Annotated in this window: 20 protein-coding genes and 3 pseudogenes; 14 read left to right on the top strand and 9 right to left on the bottom strand. The window is 51.8% G+C overall.

What is annotated here, in order from left to right; translation table 11 throughout:
- Positions 1–2 precede the first annotated feature (2 nt).
- From rsxG to gstA, 5 genes are all read left to right on the top strand, one after another.
- A complete protein-coding gene (gene rsxG, locus ACUU1I_RS07815) occupies positions 3–623 on the top strand; it encodes an electron transport complex subunit RsxG (RefSeq protein ID WP_000920810.1) in 621 nt (206 codons plus the stop codon).
- A gap of 3 nt (positions 624–626) precedes the next feature.
- A complete protein-coding gene (gene rsxE, locus ACUU1I_RS07810; protein WP_001289662.1) occupies positions 627–1322 on the top strand; it encodes an electron transport complex subunit RsxE in 696 nt (231 codons plus the stop codon).
- Positions 1322–1957, top strand: coding sequence for an endonuclease III (gene nth, locus ACUU1I_RS07805; RefSeq protein ID WP_001030328.1), 636 nt, complete (start codon positions 1322–1324; stop codon positions 1955–1957). Before rsxE ends, nth begins: the two co-directional genes overlap by 1 nt.
- A 610-nt stretch (positions 1958–2567) precedes the next feature.
- Complete coding sequence (gene dtpA, locus ACUU1I_RS07800; protein ID WP_000100945.1) at positions 2568–4070, top strand: dipeptide/tripeptide permease DtpA; 1503 nt, start codon at positions 2568–2570, stop codon at positions 4068–4070.
- A 105-nt stretch (positions 4071–4175) separates the two neighbouring features.
- Entirely contained in the window at positions 4176–4781 is a 606-nt protein-coding gene (gene gstA / locus ACUU1I_RS07795) for a glutathione transferase GstA (RefSeq protein ID WP_000765761.1), read from the top strand.
- A 43-nt stretch (positions 4782–4824) separates the two neighbouring features.
- On the opposite strand, the gene pdxY is transcribed toward gstA, so the two are convergent.
- From pdxY to anmK, 5 genes are all read right to left on the bottom strand, one after another.
- On the bottom strand, positions 4825–5694 hold the full coding sequence (gene pdxY / locus ACUU1I_RS07790; RefSeq protein WP_000977245.1) for a pyridoxal kinase: 870 nt from the start codon (positions 5692–5694) through the stop codon (positions 4825–4827).
- A 58-nt stretch (positions 5695–5752) separates the two neighbouring features.
- A complete protein-coding gene (gene tyrS / locus ACUU1I_RS07785; protein WP_001367866.1) occupies positions 5753–7027 on the bottom strand; it encodes a tyrosine--tRNA ligase in 1275 nt (424 codons plus the stop codon).
- 128 nt (positions 7028–7155) lie between these two features.
- Entirely contained in the window at positions 7156–7812 is a 657-nt protein-coding gene (pdxH, locus tag ACUU1I_RS07780) for a pyridoxamine 5'-phosphate oxidase (RefSeq protein ID WP_001282319.1), read from the bottom strand.
- Positions 7813–7870: 58 nt separating this feature from the next.
- Complete coding sequence (gene mliC / locus ACUU1I_RS07775) at positions 7871–8200, bottom strand: C-type lysozyme inhibitor (protein WP_000178045.1); 330 nt, start codon at positions 8198–8200, stop codon at positions 7871–7873.
- A gap of 97 nt (positions 8201–8297) precedes the next feature.
- Positions 8298–9407, bottom strand: a complete 1110-nt coding sequence (anmK, locus tag ACUU1I_RS07770) for an anhydro-N-acetylmuramic acid kinase (protein WP_000835080.1) — start codon at positions 9405–9407, stop codon at positions 8298–8300.
- Positions 9408–9680: 273 nt separating this feature from the next.
- Here anmK and slyB point away from each other — a divergent pair, with 273 nt between their 5' ends.
- The gene (gene slyB, locus ACUU1I_RS07765; protein ID WP_000597196.1) at positions 9681–10148 is read left to right on the top strand and encodes an outer membrane lipoprotein SlyB; all 468 of its coding nucleotides are present in this window, start codon (positions 9681–9683) and stop codon (positions 10146–10148) included.
- 46 nt (positions 10149–10194) lie between these two features.
- Here the strand turns inward: slyB and slyA are convergent, their stop codons facing one another.
- A complete protein-coding gene (gene slyA, locus ACUU1I_RS07760; protein WP_001296943.1) occupies positions 10195–10629 on the bottom strand; it encodes a transcriptional regulator SlyA in 435 nt (144 codons plus the stop codon).
- Between the two features lie 200 nt (positions 10630–10829).
- On the opposite strand from slyA, the gene ACUU1I_RS07755 reads away from it, so the two are divergent.
- From ACUU1I_RS07755 to ACUU1I_RS07745, 3 genes and pseudogenes are all read left to right on the top strand, one after another.
- The gene (locus ACUU1I_RS07755) at positions 10830–11066 is read left to right on the top strand and encodes a DUF1656 domain-containing protein (protein ID WP_000670998.1); all 237 of its coding nucleotides are present in this window, start codon (positions 10830–10832) and stop codon (positions 11064–11066) included.
- 2 nt (positions 11067–11068) lie between these two features.
- Positions 11069–11956, top strand: coding sequence for an efflux RND transporter periplasmic adaptor subunit (locus ACUU1I_RS07750; RefSeq protein WP_000062144.1), 888 nt, complete (start codon positions 11069–11071; stop codon positions 11954–11956).
- Positions 11853–12242 (top strand): annotated as a pseudogene (locus ACUU1I_RS07745) (FUSC family protein); the annotation flags it as partial. The gene ACUU1I_RS07750 and the pseudogene ACUU1I_RS07745, both read left to right, overlap by 104 nt.
- Here the strand turns inward: ACUU1I_RS07745 and sodC are convergent.
- The 3 genes and pseudogenes from sodC to ACUU1I_RS07730 form a co-directional block, all read right to left on the bottom strand.
- Positions 12207–12536, bottom strand: a pseudogene (gene sodC, locus ACUU1I_RS07740) (superoxide dismutase [Cu-Zn] SodC); the annotation flags it as partial. The pseudogenes ACUU1I_RS07745 and sodC sit on opposite strands and share 36 nt — an antisense overlap.
- An 80-nt stretch (positions 12537–12616) precedes the next feature.
- Complete coding sequence (locus ACUU1I_RS07735) at positions 12617–13513, bottom strand: aldo/keto reductase (RefSeq protein WP_000250631.1); 897 nt, start codon at positions 13511–13513, stop codon at positions 12617–12619.
- 48 nt (positions 13514–13561) lie between these two features.
- Positions 13562–13801, bottom strand: a complete 240-nt coding sequence (locus tag ACUU1I_RS07730; RefSeq protein ID WP_000840481.1) for a DUF1289 domain-containing protein — start codon at positions 13799–13801, stop codon at positions 13562–13564.
- A 102-nt stretch (positions 13802–13903) separates the two neighbouring features.
- Here ACUU1I_RS07730 and nemR point away from each other — a divergent pair, with 102 nt between their 5' ends.
- The 5 genes and pseudogenes from nemR (at position 13904) to ACUU1I_RS07705 (ending at position 21585) form a co-directional block, all read left to right on the top strand.
- Complete coding sequence (gene nemR / locus ACUU1I_RS07725) at positions 13904–14503, top strand: DNA-binding transcriptional regulator NemR (RefSeq protein WP_001032930.1); 600 nt, start codon at positions 13904–13906, stop codon at positions 14501–14503.
- A gap of 36 nt (positions 14504–14539) precedes the next feature.
- Positions 14540–15637, top strand: coding sequence for an N-ethylmaleimide reductase (nemA, locus tag ACUU1I_RS07720; RefSeq protein WP_000093574.1), 1098 nt, complete (start codon positions 14540–14542; stop codon positions 15635–15637).
- An 80-nt stretch (positions 15638–15717) separates the two neighbouring features.
- Positions 15718–16125 carry a lactoylglutathione lyase gene (gene gloA / locus ACUU1I_RS07715; RefSeq protein WP_001237796.1) on the top strand — a complete coding sequence of 136 codons (408 nt, stop codon included), beginning with the start codon at positions 15718–15720 and terminating at the stop codon, positions 16123–16125.
- A 102-nt stretch (positions 16126–16227) separates the two neighbouring features.
- Positions 16228–16875 (top strand): ribonuclease T, encoded by a 648-nt coding sequence (gene rnt, locus ACUU1I_RS07710; protein ID WP_001282281.1) that lies wholly within the window; start codon positions 16228–16230, stop codon positions 16873–16875.
- Positions 16876–16967: 92 nt separating this feature from the next.
- A pseudogene (locus ACUU1I_RS07705) lies at positions 16968–21585 on the top strand (ATP-dependent helicase).
- The last annotated feature ends 47 nt before the right edge of the window (positions 21586–21632 follow it).

The following is a 21632-nucleotide window of genomic DNA, read 5'->3' as shown; positions in this document are numbered from 1 at the left end:
CCATGCTGAAAACTATCCGAAAACACGGCATTACACTGGCACTATTTGCAGCGGGTTCTACAGGGTTAACTGCGGCCATCAACCAGATGACCAAAACGACAATTGCTGAACAGGCCAGTCTGCAACAAAAGGCGTTATTTGGTCAGGTGCTGCCAGCCGAACGCTATAACAATGCGCTCGCACAGAGTTGCTATCTGGTAACTGCGCCAGAGTTAGGTAAAGGTGAGCATCGGGTTTACATCGCCAAACAGGATGACAAACCGGTAGCCGCCGTTCTGGAAGCAACCGCGCCAGATGGCTATTCCGGTGCGATTCAGCTGCTGGTGGGAGCCGATTTTAATGGCACGGTACTTGGCACGCGCGTGACAGAGCACCACGAAACGCCAGGGCTTGGCGATAAAATCGAATTGCGCCTTTCTGACTGGCTCACCCATTTTGCGGGAAAAAAAATCAGTGGTGCGGATGATGCGCACTGGGCGGTGAAGAAAGATGGTGGTGATTTCGACCAGTTCACCGGCGCGACGATTACTCCCCGCGCGGTGGTTAATGCGGTAAAACGCGCCGGATTGTACGCTCAGACGTTACCGGCACAACTTTCTCAACTTCCTGCCTGTGGAGAATAAAGCGTGAGCGAAATTAAAGACGTTATTGTTCAGGGGTTGTGGAAAAACAACTCTGCACTGGTCCAACTGCTCGGCCTTTGTCCGCTATTGGCGGTCACGTCCACTGCCACTAACGCTCTGGGTTTAGGACTTGCGACTACGCTGGTACTGACGCTGACCAACCTGACCATTTCGACGCTGCGTCACTGGACGCCAGCCGAGATCCGCATTCCCATTTACGTGATGATCATCGCCTCGGTGGTCAGCGCTGTACAGATGCTGATCAACGCCTACGCCTTTGGCCTGTATCAATCATTAGGGATTTTTATTCCGCTGATTGTCACTAACTGTATCGTTGTGGGCCGCGCTGAAGCCTTCGCCGCCAAAAAAGGTCCGGCGCTTTCGGCACTGGACGGCTTTTCAATTGGTACGGGCGCAACCTGCGCCATGTTCGTGCTGGGTTCACTACGCGAAATTATCGGCAATGGCACGTTGTTTGACGGTGCAGATGCGCTGTTAGGTAGCTGGGCAAAAGTATTACGCGTGGAGATTTTCCACACCGACTCCCCTTTCCTGCTGGCGATGCTGCCACCAGGTGCATTTATTGGCTTGGGACTGATGCTGGCAGGAAAATACCTGATTGATGAAAGAATGAAAAAGCGCCGTGCTGAAGCAGCTGCCGAACGTGCATTGCCAAACGGTGAAACAGGGAATGTCTGATGAACAAAGCAAAACGTCTGGAGATCCTCACTCGCCTGCGTGAGAACAATCCTCATCCCACCACCGAGCTTAATTTCAGTTCGCCTTTTGAATTGCTGATTGCCGTACTGCTTTCCGCTCAGGCGACCGATATCAGTGTTAATAAGGCGACGGCGAAACTCTACCCGGTGGCGAATACGCCTGCAGCGATGCTTGAACTGGGCGTTGAAGGGGTGAAAACCTATATCAAAACGATTGGCCTTTATAACAGCAAAGCAGAAAATATCATCAAAACCTGCCGTATATTACTGGAACAACATAATGGCGAGGTTCCGGAAGATCGTGCTGCGCTTGAAGCCCTGCCCGGCGTAGGTCGTAAAACAGCCAACGTCGTATTAAACACTGCATTCGGCTGGCCGACTATTGCTGTCGACACGCACATTTTCCGCGTTTGTAATCGTACTCAATTTGCGCCGGGGAAAAACGTCGAACAGGTAGAAGAAAAGCTACTGAAAGTGGTTCCGGCAGAGTTTAAAGTCGACTGCCACCATTGGTTGATCCTGCACGGGCGTTATACCTGCATTGCCCGCAAGCCCCGCTGTGGCTCTTGTATTATTGAAGATCTTTGTGAATACAAAGAGAAAGTTGACATCTGAAGAAAAGGGGTAACACCGATTACCCCATTGATAACCTTTCTTTATCCTCTTTTAAAACATCTTTTTAACGTCAATGATGCCATTGCTTAGCGTTATCATCAGGTAATCCGTTTGCGGATAACCAAAAATGCAGGTTAATTGTTTTTTTAATAGCGAAATTTTCTATTCATTCGTGATCAAGATCACGATGCTGTGGCAATGTAAAAACATTGCAAGAATCAGGTTAAAATGATTTAAATTTACACACGCAACAAATATTGACCTGCAAAACATTACACTGGCTATTTTTCAGAAACTGGACTATCTCACTAGGAAAAACGCTAAATAGCAGAACATATCTCCGTAAAGCCATCATCCCCCTCTCAATGCAGTGAAAAAATCTGCCGTTACGTTTTTTGAAAAATTTAACGCTGGATAACATTTCCCGGAATGGTTGAATTCCCCGCCTCAGTTATATGTAACAGATTATTACAAAGGACTTGTCTGAAAGTGCAAGATAGTGAACATTACCTGCCGTTTCCCCTCCCACTATAACAATTGCGCGTATGTTTTTTAGACATAACGCGAGAAAGCACCCCCGTTAATATGGGATGTAAAAAAAGAGGTAAAAGTGTCCACTGCAAACCAAAAACCAACTGAAAGCGTCAGTTTGAACGCTTTCAAACAACCGAAGGCGTTCTATCTCATCTTCTCGATTGAGTTATGGGAACGTTTTGGTTATTACGGCCTACAAGGAATTATGGCTGTTTACCTGGTTAAACAACTGGGTATGTCTGAAGCGGATTCAATCACCCTTTTCTCTTCCTTTAGTGCCCTGGTTTATGGTCTGGTCGCTATCGGCGGCTGGTTAGGTGACAAGGTACTGGGTACTAAACGCGTAATTATGCTCGGCGCTATTGTGCTGGCGATTGGTTATGCTCTGGTTGCCTGGTCTGGTCACGACGCCGGTATTGTTTATATGGGTATGGCGGCTATTGCGGTCGGTAACGGCCTGTTTAAAGCTAACCCGTCTTCTCTGCTTTCTACATGCTATGAGAAAAACGACCCACGTCTGGACGGTGCATTCACCATGTACTACATGTCCGTCAACATCGGCTCTTTCTTCTCTATGATAGCCACCCCGTGGCTGGCCGCGAAATACGGCTGGAGTGTTGCGTTTGCGTTGAGCGTTGTAGGCCTGCTGATCACTATCGTTAACTTCGCCTTCTGCCAACGCTGGGTTAAACAGTACGGTTCAAAACCAGACTTTGAACCAGTCAACTACCGTAACCTGTTGCTGACCATTATTGGTGTTGTGGCGCTGATCGCTGTTGCCACCTGGCTACTGCACAATCAGGAAGTTGCGCGTATGGCGCTGGGCGTTGTTGCCTTCGGTATTGTGGTTATCTTCGGTAAAGAAGCTTTCGCGATGAAAGGTGCTGCGCGTCGTAAAATGATCGTTGCCTTCATCCTGATGCTCGAAGCAATCATCTTCTTCGTGCTGTACAGCCAGATGCCAACGTCACTGAACTTCTTTGCGATTCGTAACGTTGAGCACTCCATTCTGGGTCTGGCCGTAGAACCTGAGCAGTATCAGGCACTGAACCCGTTCTGGATCATCATCGGTAGTCCGATTCTGGCCGCTATCTATAACAAGATGGGTGATACCCTGCCGATGCCAACCAAGTTTGCAATCGGCATGGTGATGTGTTCTGGTGCGTTCCTGATTCTGCCGCTGGGTGCGAAATTCGCGTCTGACGCAGGTATCGTGTCTGTCAGCTGGCTGGTCGCAAGCTATGGCCTGCAGAGCATCGGGGAACTGATGATCTCTGGTCTGGGTCTGGCAATGGTTGCACAACTCGTTCCGCAGCGTCTGATGGGCTTCATTATGGGTAGCTGGTTCCTGACCACTGCCGGTGCAAACCTGATTGGTGGTTATGTTGCGGGTATGATGGCTGTGCCGGATAACGTTACCGACCCGCTGATGTCACTGGAAGTCTATGGTCGCGTATTCTTGCAGATTGGTGTCGCTACTGCCGTTATTGCAGTACTGATGCTGCTGACCGCGCCTAAACTGCACCGCATGACGCAGGATGACGCTGCAGACAAAGCGGCGAAAGCTACTGTAGCGTAAAATTCAGGGAAACTCTTTTACAAGCCGCTAACTTTTCGTTAGCGGCTTTTTTTTTGTTCAGCAACGCACTACCATACTTTAAACCACAGACAAAAGGAGTTACCGATGAAATTGTTCTACAAACCGGGCGCCTGCTCTCTCGCTTCCCATATTACCCTGCGTGAGAGCGGAAAGGATTTTACGCTCGTCAGTGTGGATTTAATGAAAAAACGTCTCGAAAACGGTGACGATTACTTTTCCGTTAACCCTAAGGGGCAGGTGCCTGCATTGCTGCTGGACGATGGTACTTTGCTGACGGAAGGCGTTGCGATTATGCAGTATCTTGCCGACAGCGTCCCCGACCGCCAGTTGCTGGCACCGGTAAACAGTATTTCCCGCTATAAAACCATCGAATGGCTGAATTACATCGCCACCGAGCTGCATAAAGGTTTCACACCTCTGTTTCGCCCAGATACACCGGAAGAGTACAAACCGACAGTTCGCGCGCAGCTGGATAAGAAGCTGCAATATGTGAACGAGGCACTGAAGGATGAGCACTGGATCTGCGGGCAAAGATTTACAATTGCTGATGCCTATCTGTTTACGGTTCTGCGCTGGGCATACGCGGTGAAACTGAATCTGGAAGGGTTAGAGCACATTGCGGCATTTATGCAACGTATGGCTGAACGTCCGGAAGTACAAGACGCGCTGTCAGCGGAAGGCTTAAAGTAATAGCCATCGGCCCACAGGTCGTTGTGGGCCGAAATGAGATATTTCAGAGCTTTGTTGCGCTGAAGTAATGTTCTGGTTTGGCAATACGATCCTGAGCAGCCACCACTTGCAGCTCATATTCCTGCATTGCTTTGGTGGTCACCATGATTTCGTAGACTGCAGCGGTCACATGTTCCAGGGCCTCCTGCAGCGTTGCCCCCTGAAGCAGTTTCACCAGCAGTAAACCGCTCGTCACATCACCAACACCTACCGGCTGGCGCATACCAAAATCCACCAGTGGACGGCTGATATGCCAGGCTTCATCGGCGGTGACCAGCAGCATTTCAAAACGGTCACGGCTGTAGCCAGCTCGCGCCAGGTGTTTAACCAACACAATTTGTGGCCCTTGCTCAATGAGTTCGCGCGCTGCCAGAACCGCTTCTTCGACGTTATTTACCGCATGCTCACAGAGTATTTCCAGCTCAACCAGATTCGGCGCAATGATATCGCTGGCAGGCAAACCGTGCCGTACATGAAACTCTGCGACACCCGGTGCAACGATACAGCCTTTTTCCGGATGACCCATTACCGGATCGCAAAAATATTTCGCCTGCGGATTCGCTGCTTTCACCTGACGGACGATACCGAGGATATGTTCACCCTGCTCCGCCGATCCCAGATAGCCACTTAATACGGCATCACAGGTGTGTAATTTATCAATGGCGGCAATGGCAATGCCTTGCACAATTTCGGTTAAATGGCTGGGCGGCATCACGCAGCCAGTCCATTTGCCGTATTGGGTGTGATTAGAAAATTGAACGGTGTTCAGCGGCCAGACGTTCGCGCCCAGGCGGCGCATCGGAAACTCTGCCGCACTGTTACCCGCATGACCATAAACAACGTGAGACTGGATAGCGAGAATATTTTTCATCATGTTCCCTGTATAAAAACCAGGGGGAGTGATTTCTCACTCCCCCTTTCCACTTAATGCATTATTTCCAGCAAATCAGACAGTAATTCTTTTTGCCGCGACGCAGTAAGGTAAAACGACCAAACAGACGATCTTCTTCTTTAAAGAAGTATTCAGGATCGGACTGTTTTTCACCGTTAATGGTGATGGCATTGGAGGCGATAGTTTTACGCGCCTGACCACGGGAAGGTTGCAGTTCAGAATCGACCAGCGCCTGCATCAGGTCTGCGCCCTTTTCCATCTCAACCATCGGTACGCCGTCCTGCGCCAGCTGTTCGAAGTCCGCTTCACTCAGCGCACTCAAAGAACCGCTGAACAGGCATTCGGTAATACGTTTTGCCGCCTGTAAACCTTCTTCACCGTGAACCAGACGAGTCACCTGCTCCGCCAGTACATACTGGGCGCGCGGTGCTTTACCGCTGTTTTTATCTTCTTCTTCTAGGGCGTTGATCTCTTCAATGCTCATAAAGGTGAAGAACTTCAGGAAGCGGTAAACGTCGGCATCCGCAGTGTTGATCCAGAACTGGTAGAATTTGTACGGGCTGGTTTTCTTCGGATCCAACCAGACTGCGCCGCCTTCAGTTTTACCAAATTTGGTGCCGTCTGCTTTGGTGATCAGCGGAACGGTCAGGCCAAACACCTGATTCTGATGCAGACGACGGGTCAGGTCGATACCAGAAGTGATGTTACCCCACTGGTCAGAACCACCAATTTGCAGCACCACATCGTACTGTTTGTTCAGACAGGCGAAGTCATAACCCTGCAACAGGTTGTAGGAAAACTCAGTGAACGAAATCCCCTGATCTTCACGGTTGAGACGCTGCTTAACCGCTTCTTTGTTGATCATCTGGTTAACGGAGAAGTGTTTGCCAATATCGCGCAGGAAGGTCAGCACATTCATATTGCCGAACCAGTCATAGTTGTTCGCCGCGATAGCAGAGTTTTCTCCACAGTCGAAATCGAGGAACGGGGCAACCTGCTTACGGATTTTGTCCACCCACTCCTGAACAGTTTCTTCGGTGTTCAGCTTACGCTCGGCAGCTTTGAAGCTCGGGTCGCCAATCAGACCCGTCGCGCCGCCTACCAGCGCAACCGGCTTGTGGCCCGCCTGCTGGAAGCGTTTCAGGCATAACAATGGAACAAGATGCCCCAAATGCAAGCTGTCAGCGGTAGGATCGAAGCCGCAATAGAGCGCGATCGGGCCTTGCGCCAGTCGCTCTGCTAACGCTTCCTCGTCCGTCACCTGGGCTACCAGCCCCCGCTCTTGCAATTGTTTAATCAAGTTACTGCTTGCCATCAAAATCTCCATGTATATAACGACTGCACCTTTGCCGGTACACGACTTTTCGCCAGATGCGAAAGAGACATAGAATAAAGTGCCAGAATCAGGAGTACCAGCGATTAAAGCAAGATTTTTGCATCTTTTCAGGGTGCAAGACGATCAATCTTCCACGCATCATTTTCACGCTGGTACAAAAAGCGGTCATGCAGGCGATGCTCACCGCCCTGCCAGAACTCAATCTGTTCAAGGCTGACGCGAAAACCGCCCCAAAAGCTCGGCAATGGCACTTCGCCCTGTTGAAACTTCTGCTTCAGCTCCAGGAATTTACTTTCAAGGATACCGCGGGCAGAAATGCGACTGGACTGCTTCGAAACCCATGCACCAATCTGGCTATCACGCGGGCGGCTATGAAAATATTTCATCACTTCGAGAGTCGAAAGTCGTTCTGCTTTACCGATCACCATAACCTGGCGTTCAAGGGTATGCCACGGGAACAGCAGGCTAACGCGCGGATTATTTTCAATTTGATGTGCTTTACGGCTACCGAGGTTGGTGTAAAACACCATGCCTTTTTCGTCGTAATGTTTGAGTAAAACGATGCGCTGATAAGGCTGACCATGTTCATCCACGGTAGCGACCACCATCGCGGTAGGGTCCGCCAGTTTGGCTTCACAAGCCTGAGAGAGCCAACGTTCAAAAAGGGTTAATGGATCGGCGGGAAGATCGCGGCGGCGTAACCCGCCTTTGGTGTATTCACGGCGCAGATGCGCGATTTGCTGCAATTCGTCGTTATCAGACATGGTTTTCTTTACGGATTGTCAGTGGGTGACGCTATTGTGCGCCGCCCCTGGAAAAATCTCAACGCTGTGGATTTTGTAACTGACAGTTATTCAAGACGATGCGGTCGCGTTTATAGACAGTCGCTTCCTCACCTTTCGACCAGAAAACATAGATCCCGTCGGAGTAACGCGCGCCAGAGGCTGAAAGGCCCTGTTTGAGATGCAGTAGTTGATTATCGTAAACAAAACTGACTTCCTGGCGCGGATTATTCAGTTTGACCGTCAACGGTTTTTCATCACACTGGTATTCCAGCGTATCGGTTTGCATTCGCTCAACCAGTTGATTAAAGGCGCTACAACCGGAGAGAAGGACCGGCAAAATGATAATTAACAGTTTTTTCATAGTCATATCCCGAAGACTTTCCTGGTCCGGAGGGCAAATACCCTCCTTAATCTTCCAAGTGTAACGGCAGACACGATAAGAAAAAATTCAGTTAATTCTGATATCACGAGTTGGCGGGGAAAATAGCCCCCAGTACCGTCTCCTGGCTTGCGCCAGTGACGGAAGGCAGATTTCCTGGTAATCCCGCCAGCGTCCGCCAGGCAAGCCAGGCGAAAGCCAATGCTTCCATGTCATCGCCACTAATGCCAACGGCATCGGTGGTGGTGACTTCTGTGCCTAGCAGTAATACCGCCAGACGCGCCATGAGTAGCGGATTACGACTACCTCCACCACATACCATCAATCGTTCGCAGCCACCGCTCAACAAAACTTGTTCAGAAATGGTCACGGCGGTGAGTTCTGCCAGTGTGGCCTGAACATCACGGGGATCAACACCCGGAAAATGGCGTAAATGGCGCTCCAGCCAGCCGTAGTTAAAGTATTCGCGTCCGGTGCTTTTCGGTGCAGGTTGCGAGAAATACGGGTCGCTGAGCATATTTTGCAGCAGTGGGAGAATAACTTTACCCGCCCGTGCCCACTCGGCATCTTTATCGTAAGGTTTACCTGCCTGACGCCAGATCCAGGCATCCATCAGCATGTTACCAGGACCGGTATCGTAGCCGCCAACCGGCTGCCCAGGAATGAGCAGTGACAGATTGGCGATGCCGCCAATATTGAGCACCATTCGTCGCTCGGTTGGGTGAGCCAGCAAGGCATGATGGAACGCAGGTACCAGCGGTGCGCCTTGTCCTCCCAAGGCAATATCGCGACGGCGAAAATCACCGACAACCGTAATTCCGGTGCGTGCCACAATTTGATTGTTATCGCCAATCTGTAAAGTGTGTGGTGCCACGCCCGTCGGTTCATGCCAGACGGTTTGACCGTGACAGCCGATCGCAACTATATCTCTCGCCTGCAGGTTTTGTTCCTTAAGCAAGGCATTGACCGCATCAGCAAAAAGTCGCCCGAGTTGAGTATCAAGCTGTCCAAACTGCGAAAGTGTAAGCTGCTGGCCCTGGCAAATATCCAGTACAGCCTGTTTCAGAGACACCGGGATCGGCCAGCTCAAGCTTGCCAGCTGTGCGACCCGGTGTTCATCAATTGTCGCCAACACAACATCAACACCATCAAGGCTGGTGCCTGACATAACGCCAATAAAGCGGCCCGATTTCATAGTTCATCCTTTTTCAATCTGACGTTTGCGCACCACTCAAACATAAACTTTTCGTGAATACCATGCGGAATGACCGATTTTTACCGTTGGTAGTAAAACATTATCTTCAAATCAATAATCATCATGAATGTTTTGTTTATAATTGGTTGATCCTACTTTCATTATGATTTGCTCATATTTGGTAGAACATGTAACCATGGATTCACATATGCCATATACTTTGACCATGAGGGATGCTTGCGTGGCGTTTCATGGTGAACAGGAGATTTTTCAGTGATTAAACGCGTATTGGTTGTTTCAATGGTAGGTCTGTCTCTTGTCGGTTGTGTTAATAACGACACCCTGTCAGGGGATGTTTATACCGCTTCTGAAGCGAAACAAGTACAGAATGTCAGCTATGGCACCATCGTTAACGTACGTCCGGTACAGATTCAGGGCGGTGATGATTCCAACGTTATCGGTGCAATTGGCGGTGCTGTTCTTGGTGGTTTCCTGGGGAATACTGTTGGTGGCGGAACCGGGCGTTCTCTGGCTACTGCAGCAGGCGCTGTTGCAGGTGGCGTAGCTGGTCAGGGCGTACAGAGTGCAATGAACAAAACGCAGGGTGTCGAGCTGGAAATTCGTAAAGACGATGGTAATACCATCATGGTGGTACAGAAACAAGGCAACACTCGTTTCTCTCCGGGCCAACGTGTCGTACTGGCCAGCAATGGCAGTCAGGTGACCGTTTCTCCGCGCTAAATAAGTTTGCGTGTGGTCAGGTTACTGACCACACGCCCCCTTCATTTCACCCTTTGGCCTGTAACTCAATGATATTATGCTCAAGTTTTGCGATGAGCGTAATCAGTTGCTCCAGTTCCTCTGCGGAGATGCCATGTAATATTTCCGCGCGGGTTTTGTTAATAACAGCTTCCATTTCGCTGATCAGTGGCTCTGCCTTTTCCGTCAGTTTAATACGTTTAGCCCGACGATCGCTGGCACAAGTTTGACGCGAAATTAACCCTTTTTCTTCCAGTTGGTCCAGAGTACGGACCAGTGATGGCTGCTCGATGCCAATCGCTTTTGCCAGTTGAATTTGCGACTGGTCTGGAGGTAACTGATGGATATTGTGTAACGTAACCCAATGGGTTTGTGTTAACTCCAGCGGTTTCAGGCGATGGTCTATCAGAGCACGCCATATGCGCACCAACCGTGCCAGATCAGAACCTAGTGGCGATTCCAATTTCATCTCCTTATAATTAGCTTGCTAAGATATTATGCGGCTTTTAGAATAGTGTGCAGCAATTGTATTGCTAAAACAAATGTATTGCTGCATTTGGTTACCGTCAGACATATTTTTCAGAAATTGCGCGTAAATTTTTCGCACTTAAAGAATATTTATTAATCTAACGCAATATATTCGGTCGTAAAGGAATCTACTTTGTGAAGTTTATGCTCAATGCAACAGGATTGCCCTTACAAGATCTGGTGTTCGGTGCGTCCGTCTATTTTCCTCCGTTTTTCAAAGCATTCGCGTTTGGATTCGTCATCTGGCTTGTCGTACACCGTCTGCTTCGTGGCTGGATCTACGCCGGTGACATCTGGCATCCCTTGTTAATGGATTTATCGCTGTTTGCGATTTGCGTTTGCCTTGCTCTGGCAATACTGATTGCGTGGTAACTATGTCAATGAAAACAATTAAGTATTTCTCAACAATCATTGTAGCGATAGTTGCGGTTCTTGCCGGATGGTGGCTGTGGAATTATTACATGCAATCTCCGTGGACACGCGACGGGAAAATACACGCAGAACAGGTTTCTATCACCCCACAGGTGTCGGGACGTATTGTTGAGCTGAATATAAAAGACAACCAACTGGTTAACGCGGGGGAACTTCTGCTCACGATCGATAAAACGCCCTTTCAGATCGCCGAGCTGAACGCACAGGCTCAGCTGGCGAAAGCGCAATCTGACCTCGCAAAAGCCAATAACGAAGCGAATCGTCGTCGTCATCTCTCACAAAATTTTATTTTTGCCGAAGAACTCGATACCGCTAACCTCAATGTTAAAGCGATGCAGGCCAGTGTTAATGCCGCACAGGCGACGCTGAAACAGACACAATGGCAACTGGCGCAAACGGAAATTCGCGCCCCGGTGAGTGGATGGGTGACTAACCTCACTACCCGCATCGGCGATTACGCTGACACCGGGAAACCGCTGTTTGCCCTTGTCGACAGCCACTCGTTTTACGTCATTGGTTATTTTGAAGAAACCAAGTTGCGCCATATCCGCGAAGGTGCACCAGCACAAATTACCCTCTATAGTGATAACAAAACGTTACAGGGTCACGTTTCCAGTATCGGTCGGGCGATTTATGATCAGAGCGTTGAAAGTGACTCAAGCCTTATTCCGGATGTGAAACCTAACGTCCCCTGGGTTCGTCTCGCCCAACGCGTTCCCGTCCGCTTTGCGCTGGTTCAGGGCCACGCTGGCGCAATGGCGTTATGCGTTACGCAATACCATTGCCATGTGTCTGGCGCTGACGGTTGCCTATTATTTGAATCTGGATGAACCCTATTGGGCGATGACCTCGGCTGCAGTGGTTAGCTTTCCCACCGTTGGCGGTGTCATCAGCAAAAGCCTCGGACGCATCGCTGGCAGTTTACTGGGAGCCATTGCGGCACTGCTTCTTGCCGGACATACGCTCAATGAGCCGTGGTTTTTTCTATTGAGCATATCGGCGTGGCTTGGCTTTTGTACCTAGGCCTGTGCGCACTTCACGAATAACGTCGCGTATGCATTTCAACTGGCGGGCTACACGGCTGCCATCATCGCCTTTCCGATGGTTAATTTTACCGGTATTTTGTGGATCAAGATGCCCGCCTGCGGATTCCGCGGCGCTGGCTTTGCCATCTTTGGTGGCTGGCTGGCAGCTTCCTTTGGCATGAATATGGAAGCCATGTTCACCGGGGGGTAATGCTTTCAGATCGGGTGAAAACTCCAGACCTTTATCAGTTTCAGTAATGGTGACGCTACCAATTGACTGCCCAACCCCTTGCGACGTGACGAGGTTCATCTCGACTTTTTCACTGGCAGCTTGTGCGCCGGTCGCAACAACCAGCGCCAGAATGGCCAGACTAAAACGTTTCATAGGACCTCCGTTCATTGTGCATTCCTGAATAAGTGTAAACCAGTGACACATTTTTGAACGGCGGCTATTCCTAAAAGTGCTTACGGTACGTCGTACCCCAGTGCAGCTTTACGGATACGAAACCATTGTTGACGGGTCATTTTCAGTGTTTCTGCTTCGACAGCTGCCCGTACGCGCTCAATTTTACCTGAGCCGATAATTGGCAGCGGCTGCGACGGTAAACGTAATACCCAGGCGTAAACCACCTGTTCAATCGAGCCCGCGTTTAACTCCTCCGCCACCACAGCCAGTTCATCACGCAGCGGCTGGAAATAATCATCATTAAACAGACGACCACCACCAAGGCAGGACCACGCCATCGGACGAACACGCAGTTGTTGTAGTTGGTCGAGCGTGCCATCCAGCAGTAACGGCTGATGCACCGGGGATATTTCCACCTGATTAGTGGCAAGGGTAAACGGCAGACGTGATTGCAACAGGGCAAATTGCGCAGGCGTAAAGTTCGATACGCCAAAATGACGCACTTTGCCGCTCTGATGCAGATGTTTGAACGCGTCCGCCACTTCATCGGCATCCATTAACGGGTCTGGTCGGTGGATTAACAGCAGATCCAGATGATCGGTCGCGAGATTAATTAGCGACTGTTCGGCGCTCTTAATGATGTGATTGCGGTCAGTGATGTAATGACCAATGACGTTTTCTTCACGCGCGGTCGTCGCGATACCGCATTTACTGACGATTTCCATCCGTTCACGCAGGTGAGGTGCCAGTTTCAGTGCCTCGCCAAACGCCGCTTCGCACTGATAGCCACCATAAATATCAGCATGGTCCACGGTGGTCACGCCGAGATCCAGATGCTCTTCAATAAAACTGACCAGCTGGCGGGCGGACATATTCCAGTCCATCAATCGCCAGTAGCCCATCACAAAACGGGAAAACTCCGGGCCTTCCGGCGCAATAGTAATACGCTGAACCATAATCGCTTCCTCTTATCAGATATGAGAGGAGTATACGCAAGATTAGGTTCAAAAGAGTGATGGTTGCTCCGGTTCGTCTGATGACGCTGGCTTATTTGCGCGTAATTTGCGCATTAATCGCTGCCGACAAAGGCGCAGCACCTCTTGTTTTTCGCCATCGCTCATTTTATTCCAGTTAAAACGCTCATCCCGACTACGAAAACAGCCGCGACAAAACCCGCGTTCGTCAGACTGGCAAATTCCCCGGCACGGGCTCTGGACGGGAAAGAACTCTAATTGCTCCGCCACCTCGCCCTCCTCAGATAAGATTATTACCATTATTGAAGCTGTTAATGTCCAAAGTAGCAACTTTGCTTGCACTAGACCGACTGGTCTACTACACTCCAACGCATGAACAAACACACCGAACATGATACTCGCGAACATCTCTTGGCGACGGGCGAGCAACTTTGCCTGCAACGTGGATTCACCGGGATGGGGCTAAGCGAATTACTAAAAACCGCTGAAGTGCCGAAAGGGTCCTTCTATCACTACTTTCGCTCTAAAGAAGCGTTTGGCGTTGCCATGCTTGAGCGTCATTACGCCGCATATCACCAGCGACTGGCTGAGTTGCTGCAATCCGGCGAAGGTAACTACCGCGACCGCATACTGGCTTATTACCAGCAAACACTGAACCAGTTTTGCCAACATGGAACCATCAGTGGTTGCCTGACAGTAAAACTCTCTGCCGAAGTGTGCGATCTGTCAGAAGATATGCGCAGCGCGATGGATAAAGGTGCTCGCGGCGTGATCGCCCTGCTCTCGCAGGCTCTGGAAAATGGCCGTGAGAACCATTGTTTAACCTTTTGTGGCGAACCGCTACAACAGGCACAAGTGCTTTACGCACTATGGCTTGGCGCGAATCTGCAGGCCAAAATTTCGCGCAGTTTCGAGCCACTGGAAAACGCGCTGGCCCATGTAAAAAACATTATTGCGACGCCTGCCGTTTAGCAGGCATTTTTTATCACCAGACGACCGGGAGCCTTTATGTCATCTGAAAAACTGTATTCCCCACTGAAAGTGGGCGCGATCACGGCGGCAAACCGTATTTTTATGGCACCGCTGACGCGTCTGCGCAGTATTGAACCGGGTGACATTCCTACCCCGTTGATGGCGGAATACTATCGCCAACGTGCCAGTGCCGGTTTGATTATTAGTGAAGCCACGCAAATTTCTGCCCAGGCAAAAGGATATGCAGGTGCGCCTGGCATCCATAGTCCGGAGCAAATTGCCGCATGGAAAAAAATCACCGCTGGCGTTCATGCTGAAAATGGTCATATGGCCTTGCAGCTGTGGCACACCGGACGCATTTCTCACGCCAGCCTGCAACCTGGCGGTCAGGCACCGGTAGCGCCTTCAGCACTTAGCGCGGGAACACGTACTTCTCTGCGCGATGAAAATGGTCGGGCGATCCGCGTTGAAACATCCATGCCGCGTGCGCTTGAACTGGAAGAGATTCCGGGTATCGTCAATGATTTCCGTCAGGCCATTGCTAACGCGCGTGAAGCCGGTTTTGATCTGGTAGAGCTCCACTCTGCTCACGGTTATTTGCTGCATCAGTTCCTTTCCCCTTCTTCAAACCATCGTACCGATCAGTACGGCGGCAGCGTGGAAAATCGCGCACGTTTGGTACTGGAAGTGGTCGATGCCGGGATTGAAGAATGGGGTGCCGATCGCATTGGCATTCGCGTTTCGCCAATCGGTACTTTCCAGAACACAGATAACGGCCCGAATGAAGAAGCCGATGCACTGTATCTGATTGAACAACTGGGTAAACGCGGCATTGCTTATCTGCATATGTCAGAACCAGATTGGGCGGGGGGTGAACCGTATACTGATGCGTTCCGCGAAAAAGTACGCGCCCGTTTCCACGGTCCGATTATCGGCGCAGGTGCATACACAGTAGAAAAAGCTGAAACGCTGATCGGCAAAGGGTTAATTGATGCGGTGGCATTTGGTCGTGACTGGATTGCGAACCCGGATCTGGTCGCCCGCTTGCAGCTCAAAGCTGAGCTTAACCCACAGCGTGCCGAAAGTTTCTACGGTGGCGGCGCGGAAGGCTATACCGATTACCCGACGTTGTAATCCAACATTGCGAGCGGCGTAAAGCCGCCGCTATACTAAAACAACATTTTGAATCTGTTAGCCATTTTGAGGATAAAAAGATGCGTCTTCTTCATACCATGCTGCGCGTTGGCGATTTGCAACGCTCCATCGATTTTTATACCAAAGTGCTGGGCATGAAACTGCTGCGTACCAGCGAAAACCCGGAATACAAATACTCACTGGCGTTTGTTGGCTACGGCCCGGAAACCGAAGAAGCGGTGATTGAACTGACCTACAACTGGGGCGTGGATAAATACGAACTCGGCACTGCTTATGGTCACATCGCGCTTAGCGTAGATAACGCCGCTGAAGCGTGCGAAAAAATCCGTCAAAACGGGGGTAACGTGACCCGTGAGGCGGGTCCGGTAAAAGGCGGTACTACGGTTATCGCGTTTGTGGAAGATCCGGACGGTTACAAAATTGAGTTAATCGAAGAGAAAGACGCCGGTCGCGGTCTGGGCAACTAATCTCCTGCCGGGCGTGAACTCATCGCGCCCGCATCTTTACTGCATCGACAAGTAATATTTGTCATAATGCGCGCTGCAATTTATCCGTATTAAGAGAATCAGATGTCCGATAACGCTCAACTTACCGGTCTGTGCGACCGTTTTCGTGGTTTTTATCCTGTTGTGATCGATGTTGAAACAGCCGGATTTAACGCCAAAACCGATGCGCTGCTTGAGATTGCCGCCATCACCCTGAAAATGGATGAACAAGGCTGGCTGATGCCGGACACCACATTACATTTCCACGTCGAACCATTTGTCGGCGCAAATTTGCAACCAGAAGCCCTCGCCTTCAACGGCATTGACCCGAACGATCCCGATCGCGGCGCGGTCAGCGAATACGAGGCGCTGCACGAAATTTTTAAAGTTGTACGTAAAGGTATTAAAGCGAGCGGCTGTAACCGCGCCATTATGGTGGCGCACAACGCCAATTTTGATCACAGCTTTATGATGGCCGCCGCAGAACGCGCCTCGCTGAAACGTAACCCGTTCCACCCTTTCGCCACTTTTGACACTGCTGCACTGGCCGGGCTGGCACTCGGACAAACCGTATTGTCAAAGGCTTGCCAGACCGCTGGCATGGACTTCGACAGCACCCAGGCGCACTCCGCGCTGTACGACACCGAACGCACTGCTGTGCTGTTTTGTGAAATCGTCAACCGCTGGAAACGTCTGGGAGGCTGGCCGCTACCTGCCGCCGAAGAGGTGTAATCGAGTCGATGCCTGATGACATGCAATGATTCAGGCATCTATAGTGAGGCTATTCCACGCATCAAGCATGATATTCACGGGGAATAGCGTTAATGGCAGATAATCCAGACCCTTCATCGCTCCTGCCGGACGTGTTTTCACCGGCGACCCGCGACTGGTTTCTTCGCGCCTTTAAACAGCCGACCGCTGTCCAGTCGCAAACCTGGCATGTGGCGGCGCGAGGCGAACATGCGCTGGTGATTGCACCGACTGGCTCCGGGAAAACGCTGGCAGCATTTCTCTACGCCCTCGATCGGCTCTTCCGCGAAGGCGGCGAAGATACCCGCGAGGCGCATAAGCGTAAAACCTCACGCATCCTCTATATTTCACCGATAAAAGCCCTGGGCACCGACGTTCAGCGCAACTTGCAGATCCTGTTGAAGGGTATTGCCGATGAACGGCGGCGGCGCGGCGAAACGGAAGTCAATCTTCGCGTAGGGATCCGTACTGGCGATACGCCTGCACAGGAACGCAGCAAACTCACCCGTAATCCGCCGGATATTCTGATCACCACACCCGAATCACTCTATCTGATGCTGACCTCCCGCGCGCGCGAAACGCTACACGGCGTCGAAACGGTAATTATTGATGAAGTCCACGCGGTAGCGGGCAGTAAACGTGGTGCGCATCTGGCGTTAAGTCTGGAGCGGCTCGATGCGCTGCTCCACACCTCAGCACAGCGAATTGGCCTTTCTGCCACTGTGCGCTCAGCCAGCGATGTGGCAGCATTTCTTGGTGGCGATCGCCCGGTTACGGTAGTCAACCCGCCCGCAATGCGCCATCCGCAGATACGAATTGTCGTACCGGTCGCCAATATGGATGATGTCTCATCGGTCGCCAGCGGCACCGGCGAAGACAGCCATGCCGGCCGGGAAGGCTCCATCTGGCCATATATTGAAACGGGTATCCTTGATGAAGTGTTGCGCCATCGCTCGACCATTGTCTTTACTAATTCACGCGGGCTGGCGGAAAAACTGACGGCACGATTAAATGAGCTTTACGCCGCACGCTTACAGCGTTCCCCGTCTATCGCCGTTGATGCGGCCCATTTCGAGTCGACCTCCGGCGCAACCTCTAACCGTGTACAAAGTAGCGACGTTTTTATTGCCCGCTCACACCACGGCTCCGTCTCTAAAGAACAACGAGCAATCACCGAACAGGCGCTGAAATCGGGTGAATTACGCTGCGTGGTCGCAACCTCCAGTCTTGAACTGGGGATTGATATGGGCGCGGTGGATCTGGTGATTCAGGTGGCAACGCCGCTTTCTGTTGCCAGTGGGTTACAACGCATTGGTCGCGCCGGACATCAGGTTGGCGGTGTATCTAAAGGGCTGTTTTTCCCCCGTACCCGGCGTGATTTAGTCGATTCCGCAGTCATTGTAGAGTGTATGTTCGCAGGCAGGCTGGAAAACCTGACACCACCGCATAATCCTCTCGACGTCCTTGCGCAGCAAACCGTTGCCGCCGCGGCGATGGATGCATTACAGGTAGACGAATGGTACTCCCGCGTACGCCGTGCCGCACCGTGGAAAGATCTGCCAAGACGTGTTTTTGACGCCACGCTGGATATGCTTTCCGGGCGCTATCCCTCTGGCGATTTTTCTGCTTTTCGCCCCAAACTGGTCTGGAACAGGGAGACCGGGATATTGACCGCCCGACCTGGCGCTCAATTGTTGGCGGTTACCAGCGGCGGCACCATTCCGGATCGTGGCATGTATAGCGTGTTATTACCCGAAGGTGAAGAAAAGGCCGGTTCGCGGCGGGTGGGTGAACTGGATGAGGAGATGGTATATGAGTCGCGGGTGAACGACATTATCACTCTCGGCGCTACCTCATGGCGGATCCAGCAAATCACCCGCGATCAGGTGATTGTGACTCCTGCTCCGGGTCGTTCTGCCCGGCTCCCCTTCTGGCGTGGTGAAGGTAACGGACGTCCGGCTGAATTAGGCGAGATGATCGGCGATTTTCTTCATTTACTGGCGGATGGCGCGTTCTTTTCCGGGACTATTCCCCCGTGGCTGGCAGAAGAAAATACGAACGCCAATATTCAGGGGTTGATTGACGAGCAACGCAACGCGACGGGCATCGTTCCGGGGAGTCGCCATCTGGTCCTCGAACGGTGCCGTGATGAAATTGGCGACTGGCGTATTATTTTGCACTCTCCCTATGGAAGACGGGTGCATGAACCCTGGGCGCTGGCGATTGCCGGGCGAATACATGCCCTATGGGGCGCTGACGCGTCTGTGGTCGCCAGTGATGACGGCATTGTTGCGCGCATTCCTGACACTGATGGTAAATTGCCCGACGCCGCGATTTTTTTGTTTGAACCAGAAAAGTTGCTGCAAATTGTCCGCGAGGCGGTAGGCAGCTCGGCACTTTTCGCCGCCCGTTTTCGCGAATGCGCCGCGCGGGCATTATTAATGCCGGGCCGCACGCCGGGCCATCGCACCCCGCTTTGGCAACAACGGCTGCGCGCCAGTCAGTTGCTGGAAATCGCTCAGGGATATCCGGATTTTCCGGTCATTCTCGAAACCCTACGCGAATGTCTGCAAGATGTTTATGATCTTCCCGCACTGGAACGTTTGATGCGTCGCCTGAACGGTGGCGAAATTCAAATATCCGATATAACGACCACTACGCCCTCGCCTTTCGCCACAAGTTTATTGTTCGGCTATGTCGCGGAATTTATGTACCAGAGCGACGCCCCGCTGGCAGAGCGCCGGGCATCCGTACTGTCGCTGGACAGCGAGTTACTGCGCAATCTACTCGGACAGGTCGATCCGGGGGAATTACTCGACCCGCAGGTCATTCGCCAGGTGGAAGAAGAGTTGCAACGACTGGCTCCTGGCAGAAGAGCGAAAGGTGAAGAAGGATTGTTCGACCTGCTGCGCGAACTGGGGCCAATGACCGTTGAAGACCTGGCGCAACGGCATACAGGCAGCAGTGAAGAGGTTGCGTCGTATCTGGAAAATCTTCTTGCAGTAAAACGAATCTTCCCTGCGATGATTAGCGGACAGGAGCGTCTTGCCTGTATGGATGATGCCGCCAGGCTGCGTGATGCCCTCGGCGTACGACTACCAGAGTCATTGCCAGAGATTTATTTACATAGAGTCAGTTACCCGCTTCGCGACCTCTTTCTGCGCTATCTCCGGGCTCATGCTCTGGTCACGGCTGAACAACTGGCTCATGAGTTTAGTCTCGGTATTGCCATTGTCGAAGAGCAGCTTCAGCAACTGCGTGAACAGGGTCTGGTGATGAATCTGCAACAAGACATCTGGGTGAGCGATGAAGTATTTCGTCGTCTGCGTTTGCGCTCGCTGCAAGCCGCCAGAGAAGCGACGCGTCCCGTTGCAGCCACGACCTATGCGCGATTGCTGCTGGAACGTCAGGGCGTATTACCCGCCACCGATGGTAGCCCGGCGCTCTTTGCCTCAACATCGCCAGGCGTTTATGAGGGCGTAGATGGCGTGATGCGGGTGATCGAACAGCTTGCCGGAGTCGGTTTACCCGCCTCACTCTGGGAAAGCCAGATCCTGCCTGCCCGCGTACGCGACTATTCGCCAGAAATGCTCGATGAATTACTGGCAACCGGAGCGGTTATCTGGTCGGGACAAAAAAAAGCTGGGTGAAGATGACGGCCTGGTGGCACTGCATCTACAGAAATATGCCGCAGAATCGTTCACTCCCGCCGAAGCGGATCAGGCGAATCGTTCGGCGCTGCAGCAAGCGATAATCGCTGTTCTGGCTGACGGAGGAGCCTGGTTTGCACAACAAATCAGCCAACGGATACGCGATAAAATCGGCGAATCGGTTGATTCCTCGGCACTGCAAGAGGCGTTATGGGCGCTGGTCTGGCAAGGCGTCATTACCAGCGATATTTGGGCACCGTTACGCGCCCTCACCCGCAGCAGTTCCAACGCACGCACCTCAACTCGCCGCAGTCACCGGGCTCGTCGTGGGCGTCCTGTCTATGCACAACCCGTCTCGCCGCGGGTATCTTACAACACACCAAATCTGGCTGGACGCTGGTCGTTATTGCAGGTGGAGCCACTAAACGATACCGAAAGGATGCTGGCGCTGGCGGAAAATATGCTCGACCGCTACGGCATCATCAGTCGTCAGGCGGTGATAGCCGAAAATATCCCTGGCGGGTTTCCATCGATGCAAACACTTTGTCGAAGTATGGAAGACTCCGGGCGAATTATGCGAGGTCGTTTTGTAGAAGGTCTGGGTGGCGCGCAATTCGCTGAACGTCTGACTATTGACCGATTGCGCGATCTGGCGACACAAGCCACGCAAACACGCCACTATACACCAGTGGCGCTCTCCGCCAACGATCCGGCTAATGTGTGGGGAAATCTTCTGCCCTGGCCTGCACATCCGGCAGCGCTGGTACCAACGCGTCGGGCGGGTGCGCTGGTGGTCGTTTCTGGCGGCAAATTGTTACTCTATCTGCCGCAAGGCGGCAAAAAAATGCTGGTCTGGCAGGAAAAGGAGGAATTACTCGCCCCAGAGATTTTCCAGGCGCTGACCACCGCACTGCGTCGCGAACCAAGGCTGCGCTTTACGCTAACAGAAGTGAATGATCTTCCGGTCCGGCAAACGCCGATGTTTACGCTGCTGCGTGAGGCGGGATTTTCAAGTTCGCCACAAGGGCTGGATTGGGGATAGTTGACATCCTCCACGCCCTGAAAGACGTGGTTCCCTGCTACGTTCAA

The sequence above is a fragment of the Shigella sp. SIG3 genome (genome assembly GCF_053555855.1).
Note: the sequence above shows the minus strand (reverse complement) of the source record. Positions and strands in the feature narration are given on the sequence as shown.

Bases quoted from the DNA above. Each gene is read 5' to 3' on its own strand.
- rsxG (WP_000920810.1), top strand. From the start codon at position 3: ATGCTGAAAACTATCCGAAAACACGGCATTACACTGGCACTATTTGCA.
- nth (WP_001030328.1), top strand. From the start codon at position 1,322: ATGAACAAAGCAAAACGTCTGGAGATCCTCACTCGCCTGCGTGAGAAC.
- gstA (WP_000765761.1), top strand. From the start codon at position 4,176: ATGAAATTGTTCTACAAACCGGGCGCCTGCTCTCTCGCTTCCCATATT.
- pdxY (WP_000977245.1), bottom strand. From the start codon at position 5,694: ATGATGAAAAATATTCTCGCTATCCAGTCTCACGTTGTTTATGGTCAT.
- tyrS (WP_001367866.1), bottom strand. From the start codon at position 7,027: ATGGCAAGCAGTAACTTGATTAAACAATTGCAAGAGCGGGGGCTGGTA.
- pdxH (WP_001282319.1), bottom strand. From the start codon at position 7,812: ATGTCTGATAACGACGAATTGCAGCAAATCGCGCATCTGCGCCGTGAA.
- mliC (WP_000178045.1), bottom strand. From the start codon at position 8,200: ATGACTATGAAAAAACTGTTAATTATCATTTTGCCGGTCCTTCTCTCC.
- anmK (WP_000835080.1), bottom strand. From the start codon at position 9,407: ATGAAATCGGGCCGCTTTATTGGCGTTATGTCAGGCACCAGCCTTGAT.
- ACUU1I_RS07750 (WP_000062144.1), top strand. From the start codon at position 11,069: ATGTCAATGAAAACAATTAAGTATTTCTCAACAATCATTGTAGCGATA.
- ACUU1I_RS07735 (WP_000250631.1), bottom strand. From the start codon at position 13,513: ATGGTTCAGCGTATTACTATTGCGCCGGAAGGCCCGGAGTTTTCCCGT.
- nemR (WP_001032930.1), top strand. From the start codon at position 13,904: ATGAACAAACACACCGAACATGATACTCGCGAACATCTCTTGGCGACG.
- nemA (WP_000093574.1), top strand. From the start codon at position 14,540: ATGTCATCTGAAAAACTGTATTCCCCACTGAAAGTGGGCGCGATCACG.
- gloA (WP_001237796.1), top strand. From the start codon at position 15,718: ATGCGTCTTCTTCATACCATGCTGCGCGTTGGCGATTTGCAACGCTCC.
- rnt (WP_001282281.1), top strand. From the start codon at position 16,228: ATGTCCGATAACGCTCAACTTACCGGTCTGTGCGACCGTTTTCGTGGT.